A 15,720-nucleotide genomic window follows, 5' to 3' on the forward strand; every position below is an offset into this window, starting at 1 on the left:
GCCTCACACCTCGACCGTGCCGGAGAAAACCTCCACCGCCGGGCCCGTCATGTAGAGATGATTGTCCGCTGCCCACTCGTTGTGCAAAGTGCCGCCGTCAAGGATGATATCCGCCGCGCGCTCGGAGCGGCCCGTGAGCACCGCCGCGACGAGCGTCGCGCAGGAGCCCGTGCCGCAGGCGAGCGTGATGGCCGCGCCGCGCTCCCAGACGCGCATGCGGAGATGCGTGCGGTCGAGCACCTGCACGAACTCCGTATTCGTCTTCTTTGGGAAGCGCGCCTGCGTCTCGAAGAGATGTCCGATGCGCTCGATGGGAACAGAGGCGAGGTCATCGACGAAGACAACGCAGTGCGGGTTGCCCATCGAGACAGCTGTCATGCGCCAATCGCTCCCCGCGACCTCGATGGGTACATCGACGGCGCGGCCGCTGCCGTAGCCAGTGACAGGCACCTCGTCCGCCGCGAGCACCGGCTCGCCCATATCGACGCGCACGCCCGTGATCGCGCCATCCTGCCGCACGATTTCCGGCACGAGGATGCCCGCGCCCGTCTCGACCGTGAACTTGTCCCGGTCCGTCACGCCATGGTCGCGCAGATACCGTGCGAAGCAGCGGATGCCATTGCCGCACATCTCCGCCTCACTGCCGTCTGTATTAAAAATGCGCATGCGGTAATCCGCTCGAGTGGAATCGAGCACGACGAGCACGCCGTCCGCACCGATGCCGAAGTGGCGGTCAGAGACCTTTTTCGCAAATGCGCCGTAGTCAGCAAGTTCCCTCTCACGACAATCGATGAGCACGAAGTCGTTGCCACACCCCTGCCATTTCGTAAATTCCATACTTGTCCCTCCTGCGGGCGTCCGCCCCGGGGACGAACGTTTTATCTTATCTTTTTATTCTACTTGTTTTCCCTTGTTCTTGCAAGCGTTTTGCACACGCACGAAAAGCGCGCCCAGCCGGAGCCGGACGCGCTGCTGGCGGACATGCCTCAGCACAGGAGATGAGCGGTCAGCCATCGCACTCACTTCTCGAGCATATCGAGCACGCTCTTCGCCATCTCAAACGCAGACTTCTGCGCGTCCTGCGGCGTCTTGACGGTGGAAAAGTCTGTGAGCTCCAGCCCCTTCTCCACGAGCTGATCCCATTCCTCGCTGCGCGCGGCGATATACGCCTCCGGCGCCGCATCGCCGATCTTGCCGAGATGGTAGCGGTCATACGACTCGCACCAGTTCCGCCAGACGGATCCCTCGAAGACGCCCTTCCAGATGGACAAAAGACTCTGCTTCATACAATATACTCCTTTATTTGTGGAACCACTGATTAATTCAGCGGTTCCTTACGTGAAAATCATGACGGCTAAGCCTTCGGCTCCCGCCCCTCCTTGAATACCATCATCATCTCGTGCGTGAGGCTGAAGTCATCGCTCTGCCCTTCGATGTCCTCGCGCCGCACCCAGATACCCTCCTTGAGCTCATCCTCCTGCAGACGGATGTCGGTCGCACCGTCCACATCGCAGTAGAAGCCCATGAGGATGTCGCGCGCGCTGCCCCAGGGTTGCGACTTGTAGTAGCGGAGGTTCTTGACACGCAGGCCGACCTCCTCCATGACCTCGCGCGCGACGCATTCCTCGAGCGTTTCGCCGATCTCCGTGAAGCCCGCGATGAGCGCGTAGAAGCTCATCTGCCGGTTCGCGTATTTCGTGAGCAGGATACGGTCGCCGTCGATGACGCCGACGATGACCGCCGGTACGAGCTGCGGGTAAATGACGCGGCCGCAACCCGTGCAGCGCAGCGCCCGCTCCGCCTCATCGTGCTCCGTGCGCGCGCCGCAGCGCCCGCAAAAACGGTTGTCCGCATACCAGGCCGCGAGATGATAGGCCGTGTACGCCACATACATGAACGCATGCGCCTCGCTCATGCGGCGGCGCAGTTCGCGCAGCGTGCAGAAGCGACGTCCCTCCCCCGCGGCGACAGGTGCGAATGTGAGGTAGAAGTCTGCGTCATCCAAAGAGAAGAGGAACCTTTCCTCCAATGACGTCGGCAGACTGCGCCGACGCGGGAAATGCAGCCCGTCCGCCGCCTCCTCGACGAGCAGGCGGCCATCCTGCACGCAGATGACGAAATCCTCTGGCTGCGCGTGCTTGTCCGGCTGCCACGTGTTGTACAGGCGATGCGGTGCGATATCCTGAATCATGACACCCTCCTCAGAAGCCGAGCGCGTCGTTCACGAGGATCACATGGATGCGATCCTTATGCATCGAGTAGCGCGTGATGAGGAACTGGCAGCAGATCGTATCCGGCGACTTGCAGTCAAAGCAGCGGCCCGCTTTCTTGCAGGGTGGGTTGAGGCTCGCGAAGCGCTGGATGTTCGCGGGCGCCGCGACGTTGCGCGCGCGCTTCATCGCGCTGTCGAGGTCGGGACAGATCTTGTTGATGCCCACGATGAAAAGCACCTTGCGCGGCCCCTGCGCGATGGCGGAGACGCGATTCGCGTTGCCGTCGATGTTGATGAGGATGCCGTCGTCCGTCAGTGCGTTGCAGCTCGCGAGATAGAAGTCCGCGTCATAGGCAGCGAGCATCGCCGCGCGCTTGTCCGCGGCCTCGTCGCGGTCGAGGAAGTCATAGGTCCCCGCCTTGAGCGCGTCTACGAGCCCGATTTCATGGACGCTCATGCCACCGCCCATCGTGACCAAGCTCTTCTCCGGAATCAGCGAAAGCGCCCGCGAAAGCGCCTCCTCCTTCGTCGCCGCATAGTAGCCCGTCATGTTGCGAGAGGCAAGTCCCTTGATCGTTTTTTCCGCGAGGAGTTCATTGCGTTTAAAAAGATTTTCGTTCATAAATATCGCCTCCATAAAGAATCACTGCGCCAGCGACTCTCAAAAAAAAGCTGCCTCCCCACAAACCCCATCTGCGCTTCTGCGCAGCTCTGGGACGACGTGAGAAGACAGCGATTCCCATTAGCCAAAAGTATATCACCAAGGCCGTAGCGCGTCAAAAGGCAAGCGCGCAGCCGATACTCATTCCTCTTTCTCAAGCACCCAGAGATACGCAGTGAAGTCCGCGTCGATTTTCTCGACATTGATGCCTTCCTGCATGAGCTCGTCGCCGTAGAACGTTTTGCCCACGAGCGACTGGCGCGCCATGCCGAGGAAATCGTGCGAAAGCGTCTTCGCCGGGTAGTATTCGCGGAACGTATAACGCGCGTCAGAATCGAGTCCCGCGAGGCGCAGGCGGCGGATCGGCGTCGCTGGCTCCGCGAGCGTCTTGAAGTAGAACACCGCGACCTCCCGCGCATCCTCGGACGTGAACATCCATGCCGTCTCGTTCTTCGTGCCGTCAAACGGCGTGAGCAGACGCGTGAACGTGCCGAGCTGGAGCGTCGGACGCAGGCGCTTGTAGAGGGCGACCTGCGCGCGCACCTCCTGCTTTTCCTCCTCGCTGAGCTGCGTGATGTCGAGCTCGTAGCCGTAGCAGCCCATCATCGCGGTGAACGCGCGCGTCTGCATCGGAGTCACGCGGCCGACCTGATGGTTCGGCACGACGGAAACGTGCGCGCCCATCGTGAGCGGCGGGAAGACGTAGCTCGTCCCCGTCTGGATGGCCTGGCGGCAGATGGCGTCCGTGTCGTCGCTCGTCCACGTCTGCGGCATGTAGTAAAGCATCGCGGCATCGAAGCGCCCGCCGCCTCCGGAGCAGCTCTCGAACAGAACGTCGGGAAACGCCTGTGTGATGCGCTCGAGCACCGCGTAAAGACCGAGCACATAGCGATGCTTCGTCTCCCCCTGGCGTTCCGGCGCGCGTCCGGCGGAAAAGGCCTCGGTAAGATGTCGGTTGAAGTCCCATTTCACATAGTCGACGACGCCCGTCTCGAGAATCTTTGAGACGCACGCCACGATGTAGTCCTGTACCTCTGGCCGCGAGAGGTCAAGCACGAGCTGATGACGGCCGAAAGACATCGGAGCGTCCGGCGCGCGCAGCACCCAGTCGGCATGCGCACGGTAGAGCGCGCTGTCCTTCGAGACCATCTCCGGCTCGAACCAAAGGCCGAACTTCAGCCCGCGCCGGTGCGCCGAGGCCGCGACGCCCTCGATGCCGCCCTTGAGCTTTTCCCGATTGACCGTCCAGTCGCCGAGCGAGGTATTGTCGTCGTTCCTATGGCCGAACCAGCCGTCGTCGAGCACGAGGAGCTCGATGCCGAGATCCGCCGCGCACGCAGCGAGCGCGTCCATCTTCTCGTCGTCGAAGTCGAAATACGTCGCCTCCCAGTTGTTGACGAGGATGGGGCGCACCGCGTGGCGGTATTTGCCGCGCAGGAGATGCTTGCGATACGCCGCATGGAATGCCTGCGACATCCCGTTCAGCCCATCCGCCGCGTAGACACAGACGACTTCCGGCGTCTGGAACGTCTCTCCCGGCGCGAGCTGCCAGGAGAAATCCGCCGGGTTCAGCCCCGCGACGACGCGCGTCGTGCCGAACTGCTCCACCTCCGTCTTCATCGAGAAGCTGCCGCTGTAAATCAGGCTGAACGCATAGACCTCCCCGGCCAGCTCTCCCGTCTCGGGGCGCGCGAGCGCGAGGAACGGCGACTGCTGGTGCGAGCTCGCGCCGCGCGTGCTCGCCGTCTCCTCGATGCCGCGCAGGAGGCGGCAGCGCTCGAGGCTGCGCTCCGCCGCATGGCCGCCGTAGAGGCTCAGCCGGTCGAACGCATGGTCGGGGAAATCGACGCAAAGGCTCGCGGCCTGCTTGAGCTGCAGCGGCTCCTTGCCAGTATTTTCGAACCGCACGGAACGCGTGAGCACGCCGTCTCCCGCAAAGACGGTATAGGAGAGCACTGCCGCGAGGCGCCCGCGCGGATCACGCAACGTGACCTCAAGCGTCTCCGCCTCGTCCTCCTGCGCGTAGAGCGCAGGCAGGCCTTGAAGGCCCGGCTTGCCGCGCAGGATGCGGTACCCATCGTAGAAGAGGTCGATGACGTCCGTCCCGTCAGGGAGCACGACGCCGAGCGACGGGATGCGGAAATCCCCGTGCCCCTGCTGGGAGAACTCCTGCGGCAGCACATCGAGCGAGAACGTGCGGTCGTTCTCATAGTCCTCCGGCTGCGGCGAAAACGCGCGGTCGAGAGCCGGGAGCTCCGCGCTGCCGCGGAATGCGCGCAGCGGTCGTCCCCAGTAGCGGTGCAGAAGATAGCGCCCGCGCGCGACAGAAAACACATAGCTGAAACGGTTGTTCTTCAGGTGAAATACCTGCTGCTCGTCAAATGAAATCATGGCCATCTACTCCTTTCATTAATCAGCGCTTTCTTAAGGAACCACTGATTAATTCGGCACTCCGTCTTCACGCGTTTGCGTTGTCCTCCCGTCGTCGATAAATCCTCAGCGTAGCCCGCTACGCCTCCGGTTTGTCTCCTAGGGAGATACAGCGCATCCGCGTAAATCCAGAGCACTCATTTAATCAGCGGCTCCTTAAATCCCGCAGAACGAAAAGACGAACCGCCTACTCTCGTTCTTCACAGTGTACTCCTCAAGCACCGGCGCGCCCCAGCTGTCATCGCCGCCAACGCCGCAAGAGCCGAGCGAGGCGCGCAGATAGGTATGCTGCACCTGCGGCAGCTCATACTGGTGGCGTGCATTCTCGAGTTCGTGCTCCGTATACGGCAGCGCTGACGCCTCGAACGGCTGCGCCCCGAACACCTTGAGCCCGCGCCCGCGGCGATCCGTAACCGCGAGATAGCGCACGCCCATGTGATTGCCGCACGCCTGCGGCACGAGATACGGCGCGACCTCGTCGCACACGCATCCCTCGTAGCGGCCGAGCCGCGCGCCGCGCACGCGGTCGGCATAAGTCTCCGCGGGCCCGAGCCCGTAGAAGGAGACGCGGTCATAGTCCGCGGAAAGCGGCAGCACGACGGCGAAATCCGGCAGCTCTGGGAGACCGTCCGTACGCTCATAGTCGAGCGCGACCTCGACGCGCCCGCCCGCGTGCACCGTATACGTCACGCGGCACGACGTCTGCGGCGACGTCGCGAGCGCATAAGTGAAGCGCACGGAGATCGTCTCGCCCGGCGCCGCGTCATACTCCGCCGTGCCGTCGCTGCCGAACCAATGGTACGTCTGCCAGTCCTTGCCCGGCTCGCGCAGCTCCACGCGCTCGCAGCGCTGATAGAGGCTCGCGAGCTTCCACTGCGCCGTGAGGAAATCGCGGCGGCTGCCGTAGTCGTTATCGACCGGCGCGCGCCAGAAACTCGGGCGCGGCATGCCGTCGATGAGCTCGACGCCGTCGTATTGATAGGAGACGAGATTCCCTGCCGCGCTCGAGAAGAGCACCTCAAAGCCATCGCCTGAGACGCCGACGCAGATGTCCGTCTTCACGATATGGAGCGGCCGCACGGCTGCGAGCAGCTGCCCCGCCTCATAGCGCGCGGCAGGTGCGGCGAGCCAGTCCTGCCGCGTGCCCTGCGCCTCCTGTTCCTCATAGACCGCCTGGCCGAACGCGACCTCGTAGCCAGCCTCCGCCCAAAGCGTGCGCGCATGCAGGCAGAGCGAGGCCGTGAGCGCGTACTCGCCCGCGCCGCAGGCGGGCAGTGCGAGCGGCACCTCGCCTTTGCTACCCGGCGAGATGGAGGGCACGGCGCACTGCGTCTCATATACTAGCGTCCCGTCCCGCAGCAGCGAGATGCGCAGCGCATACTCCGCCGCATCCGTGAAGAGGCTCTTGTTCTCGATGGTCACGGATGTCTGCGATGGCGTCAGGCGGAAATCCTGGTAGTTGAACTTCACCGCCTGCAGCTTCGGCGAGAGTGAGCGGTCGGCAAAGAGGATGCCGTCGCCGCTGAAATTGTAGTCGCAGGGGCGGTCACCGAAATCGCCGCCATAGGCGTAGCTGTCGCGTCCGTACCTGTCACGCCGCCAAAGCGCCTGGTCAACGAAATCCCAGAGGAAACCGCCCTGGTAGCGCGGTTCCTCGTCCGCGAGATCCGTATACTTGTGCATGCCGCCGAGGCTGTTGCCCATCGCGTGCGAGTATTCACAGCAAATGAAAGGCTTTTCCGGATGCTCCGCAAGGAACGCGCGGATATCCGCGACCTTCGTATACATCTGGCTCTCCATGTCGCTCGTCGCCGGATAGCTGCGATCCCAGAAAATGCTCTCGTAGTGCACGAGGCGGCTCGGGTCCTCCCTGTGGAAGAATTCGCTCATCTCGTAGATATCCCTGCCGCCGCACGACTCGTTGCCGCACGACCAGATGAGAATGGAGGGATGGTTCTTGTCGCGCGCGAGCATCGAGCGCGCGCGGTCGAGCACCGCCGCCTGCCACTCCTCGTGGCTGTCCGGCAGCACGCCCTCCGACGGCACGTGCACGCCGTTCTTCTGCCAGGTACCGTGCGTCTCGAGATTCGTCTCATCGATGACGTAGAGCCCGTAGCGGTCCGCGAGCTCGTAGAGGCGGCTGTTGTTCGGGTAGTGCGACGTGCGCACCGCATTGATGTTCTGCCGCTTCATCTCGATGATGTCGCGCTCGATAGATGCGGGGTCGATCGCGCGCCCACGGTCGCAGTCGAACTCATGGCGGTTCACGCCCTTAAACACAATGCGCTTGCCGTTGAGCTTCATGAGCCCGCCCGCGAGGCAGAACTCGCGGAACCCGACCTGCTGCGGCACAACCTCCTGCACGCGCCCCGCCGCGTCACGCACCGTGAGCAGCGCGCGATAGAGGTATGGCCGCTCCGCGCTCCAGAGATGCACGCCGGGAACCTCGAGCGCGAGCTCCGTCCGCTCACCCTCCTGCGTCTCGCCCGCCTGCGCCACGAGTGCACCCGCCGCGTCGTAGAGCGCGAGCTCTACCTGCCGCGCCGCCGCCGACGACCAGCGCAGCGTGACGCGCAGCTGCCCGTCACGATAGTCATGCACGGGCACAGCATGGACGAAGAGATCCTCGATGTGCTGCGCGGGCTGCGTCTCGAGCCGCACCGAGCGGAACAGCCCACCGAACCGCCAGAAATCCTGATCCTCCAGCCAGCTCCCGCTCGAGAAGCGTACGACCGAAACAGCGAGCTTGTTCTCCCCCGCCGTGAGCTGCTCCGTGATATCGAACGACGCCGGCGTGAACGAATCCTCGCTGTAACCGATGTACCGCCCGTTCAGATAGACGACGAGCGCTGACTCCGCCCCCTCGAATGTCACGCGCACGCGCTTCCCCTGCCAGCCCTCGGGCAGCGTGAAATAGCGCACATAAGAGCCGACCGGATTCTCCCGCGTCGGGATCTCCCCCGGCGTCACACGCTCGTGCCCGTCCCAGGGATACGTCATGTTCGTGTACTGCGGGCGCCCGTGTCCCTCGAGCTGCCAGTGCGCGGGCACGCGGATCGTCTCCCAGCCGCGGCAGTCGTACGCCGGCGCCTCGAAGCCCTCCGGGCGCAGCGCCAGATTCCTCGCATAGTGGAAATACCAAACGCCGTCGAGCCGCAGGGAGTACGAGCTCTCCCCGCGCGCGAGCTCCGCCTCATTCCGGTAGCAGCGGTGATCGCTGTGCGCGGGCAGGCGGTGCTCAGCGAAAAACGTCGGCTCCCGCAACTTTCCCCAATCGAACGATTTCTCCATGATGTACCTCCGACTTCTCTTCTCCAGCTTTCCGGCAGCCACGGGCAGAGCCGCAGAACACCAACCTGCCGCGCAGCAATCGCGGCCGCCGTCAGCGCTTTTTCAAAACGCTTTTTCAAAAAGGGCCGTCTCATCACGCTGATGGGACAGCCCTCGCAAACTTCCTATTACTTATTGATCTTATCCCAGGTCTCCTCGAGCTTCGCGACGATCCGCGCGTGCTCCGCCTCCGTCAGCGTGACCTTCGCGCGATAGAGGAAGGTCGCGATGACCATGAGCACAATCGGCGCGGCGAACATCACGAGCTGGAAATGGAACAGATTCTCCGGCGTGATGCCAGCAGACGACGCACCGCCCGTCATGCCGACCCAGATGGCGACGAGGCCGATGATGCCGCTCGAGACAGCGCCCGCGAATTTATCGACGAGCGGACGCACGCAGAGGCAGACCGCCTCATCGCGGTGACCGAGCTTGAGCTGGCCATACTCGACGGAGTCCGTGATCGTCATGAGCACGACGAGGAAGATCAGCGGCTGCGGCAGCGCGAAAAGGCCGGCGCCAAAGAGCGCCATATAGACGTTCGTGCCGCTCAGCGCGTAGATCACAAGCGCTACGACCATGATGGCAATCGAGGCGAAGAAGAGCTTGCGGCGGCTGAACTTCGTCGTGAGCACTGGGAACGCCGCGACGGCGAGCAGGCCGATGACCGTGTTGATGACACCGAGTCCGGAGAACTTCGTAGCGTCGCCGATGACATAGATGAAATAATAGAGGTTGAAGTTATTGACGATGTTGATGCCGATGCCGTAGACGAGATAGGCGATGGCCGTCCAGAGCAGCTGGTCGTTCTTCGTGAGAACCTTGAACACATCCTTCGCCGAGGTATCCGTCTTGTTCTCGCGCAGCGCCGAGTCCTGTTCCTTCGTGCCGATGCCGAGGATGATGGCGCCGAGCGTTGCGATGCCGCCGCCGATGCAGGCAAACGCGAACCAGCCCGTCGGATCGCCCGCACCGCCGTTCTGATTGACGGAGAAATAGAGCACGACCGGCATGACGATGACCGTCACGAGATTCGCGCCGAACACCGAGCCGATACGCGCGACCGTCGCCGTGATCTCACGCTCATGAGAGTCAAACGAAAGCGCCGGAATCATCGACCAGATGGCGACATCCTTCGCGCTGTAAAAGATATCCATGACAAAGTAAACGATTGCGAAAAGAATCAGATAAAGTGTCGGATTCGAGACCGTCAGCCCGCAAAAATCCGTGAAGAGCAGCGCGAGCGTGATGGCAGCGACAAAGGCGCCGACGAGCACCCAGGGCTTGAAGCGCCCCCAGCGCGTCTTCGTCTTGTCGATGATATTGCCGATGAACGGATCGACAAAAAGCTCCGCGATGCGCAGGACGAGGATGATCGTCGTGACAATGCCGATCATATACTGGTCATGACTCGCGTTGCCGGAGTTGAAGAGGTTGCTCGTGACGAAAATCATGAAATACGTTGCGAGCATCGCGTAAAACACATCATGGCCGAACGTGCCGCATGCGTAAGCGATGCGCGGCCAAACCTTTCCCCTGCTGTTTGACATGATTCGATATCCCCCTATGAAACACAATCAGGCCCGGACGGTCTTGATATAGGAAACGATGGCATCTGCGATCTTCTCGAGCGGCTCCTTGCTCGTGTTCACGACGAGATCGTAGTTCCTGCCGTCGCCCCACGTGCGGCCCGTATAGTAGTTGTAGTAGCGAGCGCGCTTCGCGTTCTCAGCGTCGAGCTCCTTGAGGCTCTTGCCGTCATAGACCGTCTTGCCGCGCGCCTCGCGGAACGCGTCATCCGCACAGACAAAGAGCGCGAAATGATGCGGATAGTCGCGCAGTACATAGTCCGCGCAGCGGCCGAGGATCACGCAGGAGCCGTCCGCGACGAGTTTCCGGATTGCCGCCGACTCTGACATGAACATGCCGCGGCTCGACTCCCCCATGTGCGTGCCGAAGGAGTGGAACGGGATGAAATTCATCGAGAGCGGCTTGACCTCCTTCTCCATCTCGAGCAGCTCCTCTTCGCTGAGGTCATTGATGCCGAGCTTCGCTGCCGCGATGTGGACGATCTGCCGGTCATAGAGCTTGACGCCGAGCTTCTTCGCGAGGATTCCAGCGAGTTCGCGGCCGCCACAGCCATACTGACGGCTGATAGAAAGAACAAAATTTTCACTCATTTGTGATATCCTCCATGCGGAAAGCCTGTTCTGTAAACGCTTTCCTTTTTTCTCTCCAGTGCACCTGCCATCTTTCCTAGATAAGTCGGAGACGCTCGGTCTTTCTCATTCCCCTCCGGTATCTCCGTTTCTGAAAACGTTTTCCTTACGTTTGTTATTATAGCGTAGCGATTCTGGAATTGCAAGTATTTTTTCTGTTTTTTTATTAAACGCATGGACTTCCTCCTCATTACGTCAAAAAAGAGAGCTGGAGAGCGCAGAAATGCGCTTCCAGCTCTCTTACTTTTCTCTTCTTCCGCAAAAACAGGATGAATACCGCAGTTCCTGCGTCGTAGGGGATTTCCTGTTATTTCGCCATGAGCTCAGCGACCTTGTTCGCAAACTCCACAGGATTCTCCGGCAGGATGCCCTCGATGAGCAGCGCCTGCGTGTAGAGCAGGCCGCAGTAATCCTTGAACTCCTGGCTGTCCTTGCCCGCGTCATGCAACGCCTTCAGGCGGCCGAAGAGCTCGTGGTGCGGATTGATCTCGAGGATGCGTTTCGCCTTGAAGAGCGGGTTCTTCATATCAGAGAATGCCTGCTCCATCGAGAGCGACGGACCCGCCTCATCCGCGACGAGGCAGACAGCGCTCGACTTGAGGCGCGAGGACACCTTGACGTCCGCGACCTTGTCGCCGAGGGCTTCCTTGATGTCCTTCATGAGATCGCCGTTGTCCTTCTGCAGCTCCTCCGTCTCTTTTTTGACCTCCTGGCTCTCGGCATCATCGAGGTCGAGGTCGCCGCGGCTGATGGAGTGGAACGGCTTCTCCTCGTAGGCGTGCAGCGTCTCGAGGCAGAACTCGTCGACCGGATCGAGGAGATAGAGCACCTCAATGCCCTTGTCGCGCAGCGTCTCCATCTGCGGCAGGTTCTCGATGGTCTCCTTGTCTTTCGCCGTCGCATAGTAGATCTTCTTCTGGCTCTCCGGCATGCGCTCGACATACTCCTTGAGCGTCACGAGCTTGCCCTCCTTCGAACTCAGGAAGAGCAGGAGATCCTGGAGCTTCTCACGCGTGTCGGAGCTTCCGGAGTACATGCTGTTGTAGACGCCGATCTTGAGGGATTTGCCGAACTCGTTCCAGAACTTCTCGTAGTCCTCGCGGTTGCTCTTGAGCTTGCGCCCGAGCGCCTTGAGGATGTTCTTCTCGAGCGCGCGGCCGATGACCTTGAGCTCACGGCTCTGCTGCAGCAGCTCGCGCGAGATGTTGAGCGAGAGATCCGGCGAGTCGACGAGGCCTTTCATGAAGCGCAGGTAGTCCGGCAGCAGATCCTTGCACTTGTCCATGATGAACACATGGCGGCTGTAAAGCTGCAGTCCCGGCTCATAATCCTGCTGATAGAGGTTGAACGGCGCGTGCGCCGGGATGCAGAGCAGCGCCGTATAGGAGACCGAGCCCTCCGCCTTCGTATGGAAGACCTCCATCGGATCCTCCCACTCGTGGAACTGGTTCTTGAAGAACTCGTTGTACGCTTCCTTCTTGATGTCGGCCTTGTTCTTCGTCCAGAGCGGCTCCATCGAGTTCAGCGTGCGAATCTCCGTCTTCTTCTCCGGCTTCGCGTCCTTGATAGGCTTGCCGTCCTTGTCCTTCGGGATCTCCTCCGTCTCGAAATTCATCTTGATCGGATAGCGCACATAGTCGGAGTATTTCTTCACGAGGCTCTCGATCTTATACTGATCCGTGAAGTCCTCCTCCGCCGCGTCGCCCGCGAATTCCTTGGCGAGAGAGATCGTGATGGTCGTGCCGCGCTTCTCCTTCTCCGTCTCCTCGATCGTGTAGTTGCCGTCGGCCGCCGACTCCCATTTCCAGGCCTGCTTTTCGCCCGCCTTGCGCGTCACGATGGTCACCTTGTCCGCTACCATGAACGCCGAGTAGAAGCCGACGCCGAACTGCCCGATCATCTCCTTGTCGTCGACGCTCTCGCCGCTCTCCTTCGCTTTCTTGAGCTGTTCGAGGAACGCCTTCGTGCCAGATTTTGCGATCGTGCCGATGTTCTCGATGAGTTCTTCCTTGTTCATACCGATGCCATTATCGGAAATTGAGAGCGTATGGCTCTCCTTATCCGGCACGAGGAAGATCTCGAACGCATCGTCCCCCTCGAGCAGATCGCGGTTCGTAAGGCTCTCGAAATGCGCCTTGTCAATGGCGTCGGAAGCATTCGAGATGAGCTCCCGCAGGAAAATCTCGTGATTCGTATAAATGCTGTGAATCATCAAATCGAGGAGCTGTTTCGTCTCCGCTTGAAATTCATGCGTCTCTTTTGCCATTCTGTCGTCAGCCTTTCTCTATAGTGCCGCAGGCTCTGCCACGGCTCCTATCTGGAATAAATTTCTCCTTATTAGCACTCTCACGCATCGAGTGCCAATCATCTTCCTTACTATAACAAAGAAAGAGCAAAAAGTCAAATGGTGATACTCACCAGACTTCTTGCTCTTTCTGCTTCGCGCTATCCAGTTATTTCATCGCTTACCGCTTCATATTGATGAGCGTCTCGAGCATCTCATCGCCAACCGTGATGATCTTCGAGTTCGACTGGAAGCCGCGCTGCGTGATGATCATATCGGCAAATTCATTGGCAATGTCTGTGTTGCTCATCTCAAGCGCCGACGGCGTGATTGTGACGCCCAGCGCGGAATTCGTACCGATAGAAGGCTGACCTGAGTTATTGGATGTCTGATAAAGATTGTTGCCAGTTTTCGTCAGACCAGCCGCATTCGCAAACTGCGCGATGGCGACACGCGCCTCTTGCCGCTTGACACCATTGGAATAGGTGCCCGTGATAATTCCTTGGTTATCAATGGAGATGCTCACCAGTGTCCCTGAAGAATATCCATCCTGCTGCACATGGAGCGTGCTTTCCGCGGCATATTGCGTCAAATCTGTGGCGGCAAGATCCAATGTAATCGGCGTTTTCGATCCATCTGTATTGGCAAGAGTAACCGTCATCTTAGAAGTGCCGCCACTGGAATATTTTCCATCCTTGTCAAAGGTTACTGTACCATCGAGTTTTGCAGTCGTACCATCAGGCGCTTGCCACGAAGGAACCTTATAAGACCAGGTATTCGTTCCCGTTTTCGTGAACACGACCGGCACGCTATAATGCTGTCCTTGGGATGCATAGACAGAAATCGTCGATGTCAGCGCCGTCCCAGGCAACGATTCCGCATTCAGATTCCCTGAAAACGTCGCAGATGTCGATTCCCTGGCATCAATAGTCTGCCCGCTGGGCACGACAATATCCGTAGGCGCTGTTCCTGTATCGATATTGCCATTTGCATCCCGTTCCCATCCCTGTACATACAAGCCGCTTCCTGGCAAGACGTAGTTGCCGGCAGCATCAAACTCGAACGCACCATCACGCGTATAGTATGTATTATCTCCCTGTCTTACGATGAACAGTCCATTTCCTGACAAACACAGGTCTGTATTCTTTCCTGTAGACTGTACCGAACCGTCTGTAAAAATCATATCAATGCTCGCCACGCCTGTCCCCAGACCGATCTGCTTAGGATTCGTACCACCGGTTGTCGGGTCGTCCGGAGCACTCGCCCCTGTCAGCGTCTGATTCAGCGTCTCCGCGAATGTCGTGCGGCTCGACTTAAAACCGACCGTGTTGACATTGGAAATATTATTGCCGATGACATCCATGCGGGTCTGATGGGATTTCAGACCGGATACACCGGAAAAAAGGGAACGCATCATATGGTATCACTGCTCCTGTCTCTTCAAAGAATAGCTGCACTGTCGATGTTCGTGAAGATATTTTCCTTCGCGCTTGCTTCATCGACGGCCGTGACGACCGTGCGGTTCGCGACGCTCACGATGAGCGCCACGGCATGGTTGATGTAGATGAGGGCATCCCGGACGCCCTTCTCCTGCATCCTGTCGACCGCGCGACCGAGGCGCGTGAGATCGTTTGGCGATAGCTTCACGCCGCGTTTCTCAATGCGCGCTGCTGCATGTGCGGAGAAACGGACCTCCTGTCCGTCCGCTCGCTCCTGAGGCGACGCTCCCTGTCGTATGCCGTTTGCGCTTCCCTGCCCGGCGCGTCCTTGCCGCTTTCCCGGCTCCATACCGGTCGCCTCCTTTCTGGAAACACGAATCGTCCCCGTGCCTCCTTGTATAACATATTTTATAACATACTATATGTTCAATTTCTATATCGAATTATCCACCGTATTACTTAAATTTTATTTCAGACACATATTACGTAATATAATTTTTGTTTATATTATAATTCTTAACATGTCACGAATATATCATATAGTTGTTTATTTCAATAAAATAAAGTTGATGCAACAAAGCTTGCATATATCTGCAAAGCTTCCATGCATCAACCATTTCTGCATGATGAGGTGATCGATATGAATAACAAGCTCGTCATCACAAAAAAATTACGCGGCGATGATGGCTACCGCGTTTTCTCCGTCCGCATCAAAGTCGATACGTTCGACCACATCAACGAACTCGCTGAGGAGACGGGGCGCACGCGCAACGAGCTCATCGGCATGCTGCTCGATTTCGCCTTGGAACACAGCGAGGTCGCCGGCGAGCGCGCGTAAGTAGGAAAATAATAGCAACGCAAAAAGGGGCTGTCTCACGAAAGCATTTTCGTGCGGATAGCCCCGTTTTCTTTGACCTCAATCACGGTCATCTGACACTGGCGATAATCATGGCATAAAAAACAGTACAAGAAACAGGCGGTCACCGATCGCCTCGTTTTTTGCACTGTTCTGTTTCAGGCTGCTGCCACAACTTGGATGAGGTGCACGCCTAATCGCTGTGCCTGTATTTTGCAATGCAATTTAAAAATGTTATGTGCCATTGCCAGCAGGATGGTTTCTGCCTCTACGTTGACATGCCCTTTTG

The 15,720-nt window shown here is 59.3% G+C and carries 12 protein-coding genes; 1 reads left to right on the plus strand and 11 read right to left on the minus strand.

Annotated features, from left to right (window positions below):
- Positions 1-3 precede the first annotated feature (3 nt).
- The 11 genes from dapF to F599_RS0106465 all read right to left on the minus strand — a co-directional run bounded on the left by dapF (position 4) and on the right by F599_RS0106465 (position 14,924).
- A complete protein-coding gene (gene dapF, locus F599_RS0106410; protein WP_019542699.1) occupies positions 4-837 on the minus strand; it encodes a diaminopimelate epimerase in 834 nt (277 codons plus the stop codon).
- A 182-nt stretch (positions 838-1,019) separates the two neighbouring features.
- Positions 1,020-1,286 (minus strand): hypothetical protein, encoded by a 267-nt coding sequence (locus tag F599_RS0106415; protein WP_019542700.1) that lies wholly within the window; start codon positions 1,284-1,286, stop codon positions 1,020-1,022.
- 68 nt (positions 1,287-1,354) lie between these two features.
- The gene (nudC, locus tag F599_RS0106420; RefSeq protein WP_019542701.1) at positions 1,355-2,191 is read right to left on the minus strand and encodes an NAD(+) diphosphatase; all 837 of its coding nucleotides are present in this window, start codon (positions 2,189-2,191) and stop codon (positions 1,355-1,357) included.
- A 10-nt stretch (positions 2,192-2,201) separates the two neighbouring features.
- The gene (locus F599_RS0106425) at positions 2,202-2,834 is read right to left on the minus strand and encodes a lactate utilization protein (RefSeq protein WP_019542702.1); all 633 of its coding nucleotides are present in this window, start codon (positions 2,832-2,834) and stop codon (positions 2,202-2,204) included.
- Between the two features lie 180 nt (positions 2,835-3,014).
- Positions 3,015-5,264, minus strand: coding sequence for an alpha-galactosidase (locus F599_RS0106430; RefSeq protein WP_019542703.1), 2,250 nt, complete (start codon positions 5,262-5,264; stop codon positions 3,015-3,017).
- Positions 5,265-5,459: 195 nt separating this feature from the next.
- Entirely contained in the window at positions 5,460-8,594 is a 3,135-nt protein-coding gene (gene lacZ, locus F599_RS0106435) for a beta-galactosidase, LacZ type (protein WP_019542704.1), read from the minus strand.
- A 167-nt stretch (positions 8,595-8,761) separates the two neighbouring features.
- Entirely contained in the window at positions 8,762-10,183 is a 1,422-nt protein-coding gene (locus F599_RS0106440; RefSeq protein WP_019542705.1) for a glycoside-pentoside-hexuronide (GPH):cation symporter, read from the minus strand.
- 27 nt (positions 10,184-10,210) lie between these two features.
- Positions 10,211-10,813: a cytidylate kinase-like family protein gene (locus F599_RS0106445; RefSeq protein ID WP_019542706.1), complete on the minus strand. Its 603-nt coding sequence runs from the start codon at positions 10,811-10,813 to the stop codon at positions 10,211-10,213.
- Between the two features lie 346 nt (positions 10,814-11,159).
- Positions 11,160-13,118: a molecular chaperone HtpG gene (htpG, locus tag F599_RS0106455; RefSeq protein ID WP_019542708.1), complete on the minus strand. Its 1,959-nt coding sequence runs from the start codon at positions 13,116-13,118 to the stop codon at positions 11,160-11,162.
- 199 nt (positions 13,119-13,317) lie between these two features.
- Positions 13,318-14,553: a flagellar hook protein FlgE gene (locus tag F599_RS15115; RefSeq protein ID WP_033369163.1), complete on the minus strand. Its 1,236-nt coding sequence runs from the start codon at positions 14,551-14,553 to the stop codon at positions 13,318-13,320.
- A 23-nt stretch (positions 14,554-14,576) separates the two neighbouring features.
- A complete protein-coding gene (locus F599_RS0106465; RefSeq protein ID WP_019542710.1) occupies positions 14,577-14,924 on the minus strand; it encodes a TIGR02530 family flagellar biosynthesis protein in 348 nt (115 codons plus the stop codon).
- Positions 14,925-15,215: 291 nt separating this feature from the next.
- Here F599_RS0106465 and F599_RS0106470 point away from each other — a divergent pair, with 291 nt between their 5' ends.
- Positions 15,216-15,413 carry a ribbon-helix-helix domain-containing protein gene (locus tag F599_RS0106470; RefSeq protein ID WP_019542711.1) on the plus strand — a complete coding sequence of 66 codons (198 nt, stop codon included), beginning with the start codon at positions 15,216-15,218 and terminating at the stop codon, positions 15,411-15,413.
- Positions 15,414-15,720: the final 307 nt, after the last annotated feature.

Origin of the sequence: Selenomonas bovis DSM 23594 (assembly GCF_000381005.1) — a bacterium.
GTDB lineage: Bacteria > Bacillota > Negativicutes > Selenomonadales > Selenomonadaceae > Selenomonas_C > Selenomonas_C bovis.

Bases quoted from the DNA above. Each gene is read 5' to 3' on its own strand.
- nudC (WP_019542701.1), bottom strand. From the start codon at position 2,191: ATGATTCAGGATATCGCACCGCATCGCCTGTACAACACGTGGCAGCCG.
- F599_RS0106445 (WP_019542706.1), bottom strand. From the start codon at position 10,813: ATGAGTGAAAATTTTGTTCTTTCTATCAGCCGTCAGTATGGCTGTGGC.
- F599_RS0106415 (WP_019542700.1), bottom strand. From the start codon at position 1,286: ATGAAGCAGAGTCTTTTGTCCATCTGGAAGGGCGTCTTCGAGGGATCC.
- dapF (WP_019542699.1), bottom strand. From the start codon at position 837: ATGGAATTTACGAAATGGCAGGGGTGTGGCAACGACTTCGTGCTCATC.
- lacZ (WP_019542704.1), bottom strand. From the start codon at position 8,594: ATGGAGAAATCGTTCGATTGGGGAAAGTTGCGGGAGCCGACGTTTTTC.
- htpG (WP_019542708.1), bottom strand. From the start codon at position 13,118: ATGGCAAAAGAGACGCATGAATTTCAAGCGGAGACGAAACAGCTCCTC.
- F599_RS15115 (WP_033369163.1), bottom strand. From the start codon at position 14,553: ATGATGCGTTCCCTTTTTTCCGGTGTATCCGGTCTGAAATCCCATCAG.
- F599_RS0106470 (WP_019542711.1), top strand. From the start codon at position 15,216: ATGAATAACAAGCTCGTCATCACAAAAAAATTACGCGGCGATGATGGC.
- F599_RS0106440 (WP_019542705.1), bottom strand. From the start codon at position 10,183: ATGTCAAACAGCAGGGGAAAGGTTTGGCCGCGCATCGCTTACGCATGC.
- F599_RS0106425 (WP_019542702.1), bottom strand. From the start codon at position 2,834: ATGAACGAAAATCTTTTTAAACGCAATGAACTCCTCGCGGAAAAAACG.
- F599_RS0106465 (WP_019542710.1), bottom strand. From the start codon at position 14,924: ATGGAGCCGGGAAAGCGGCAAGGACGCGCCGGGCAGGGAAGCGCAAAC.
- F599_RS0106430 (WP_019542703.1), bottom strand. From the start codon at position 5,264: ATGATTTCATTTGACGAGCAGCAGGTATTTCACCTGAAGAACAACCGT.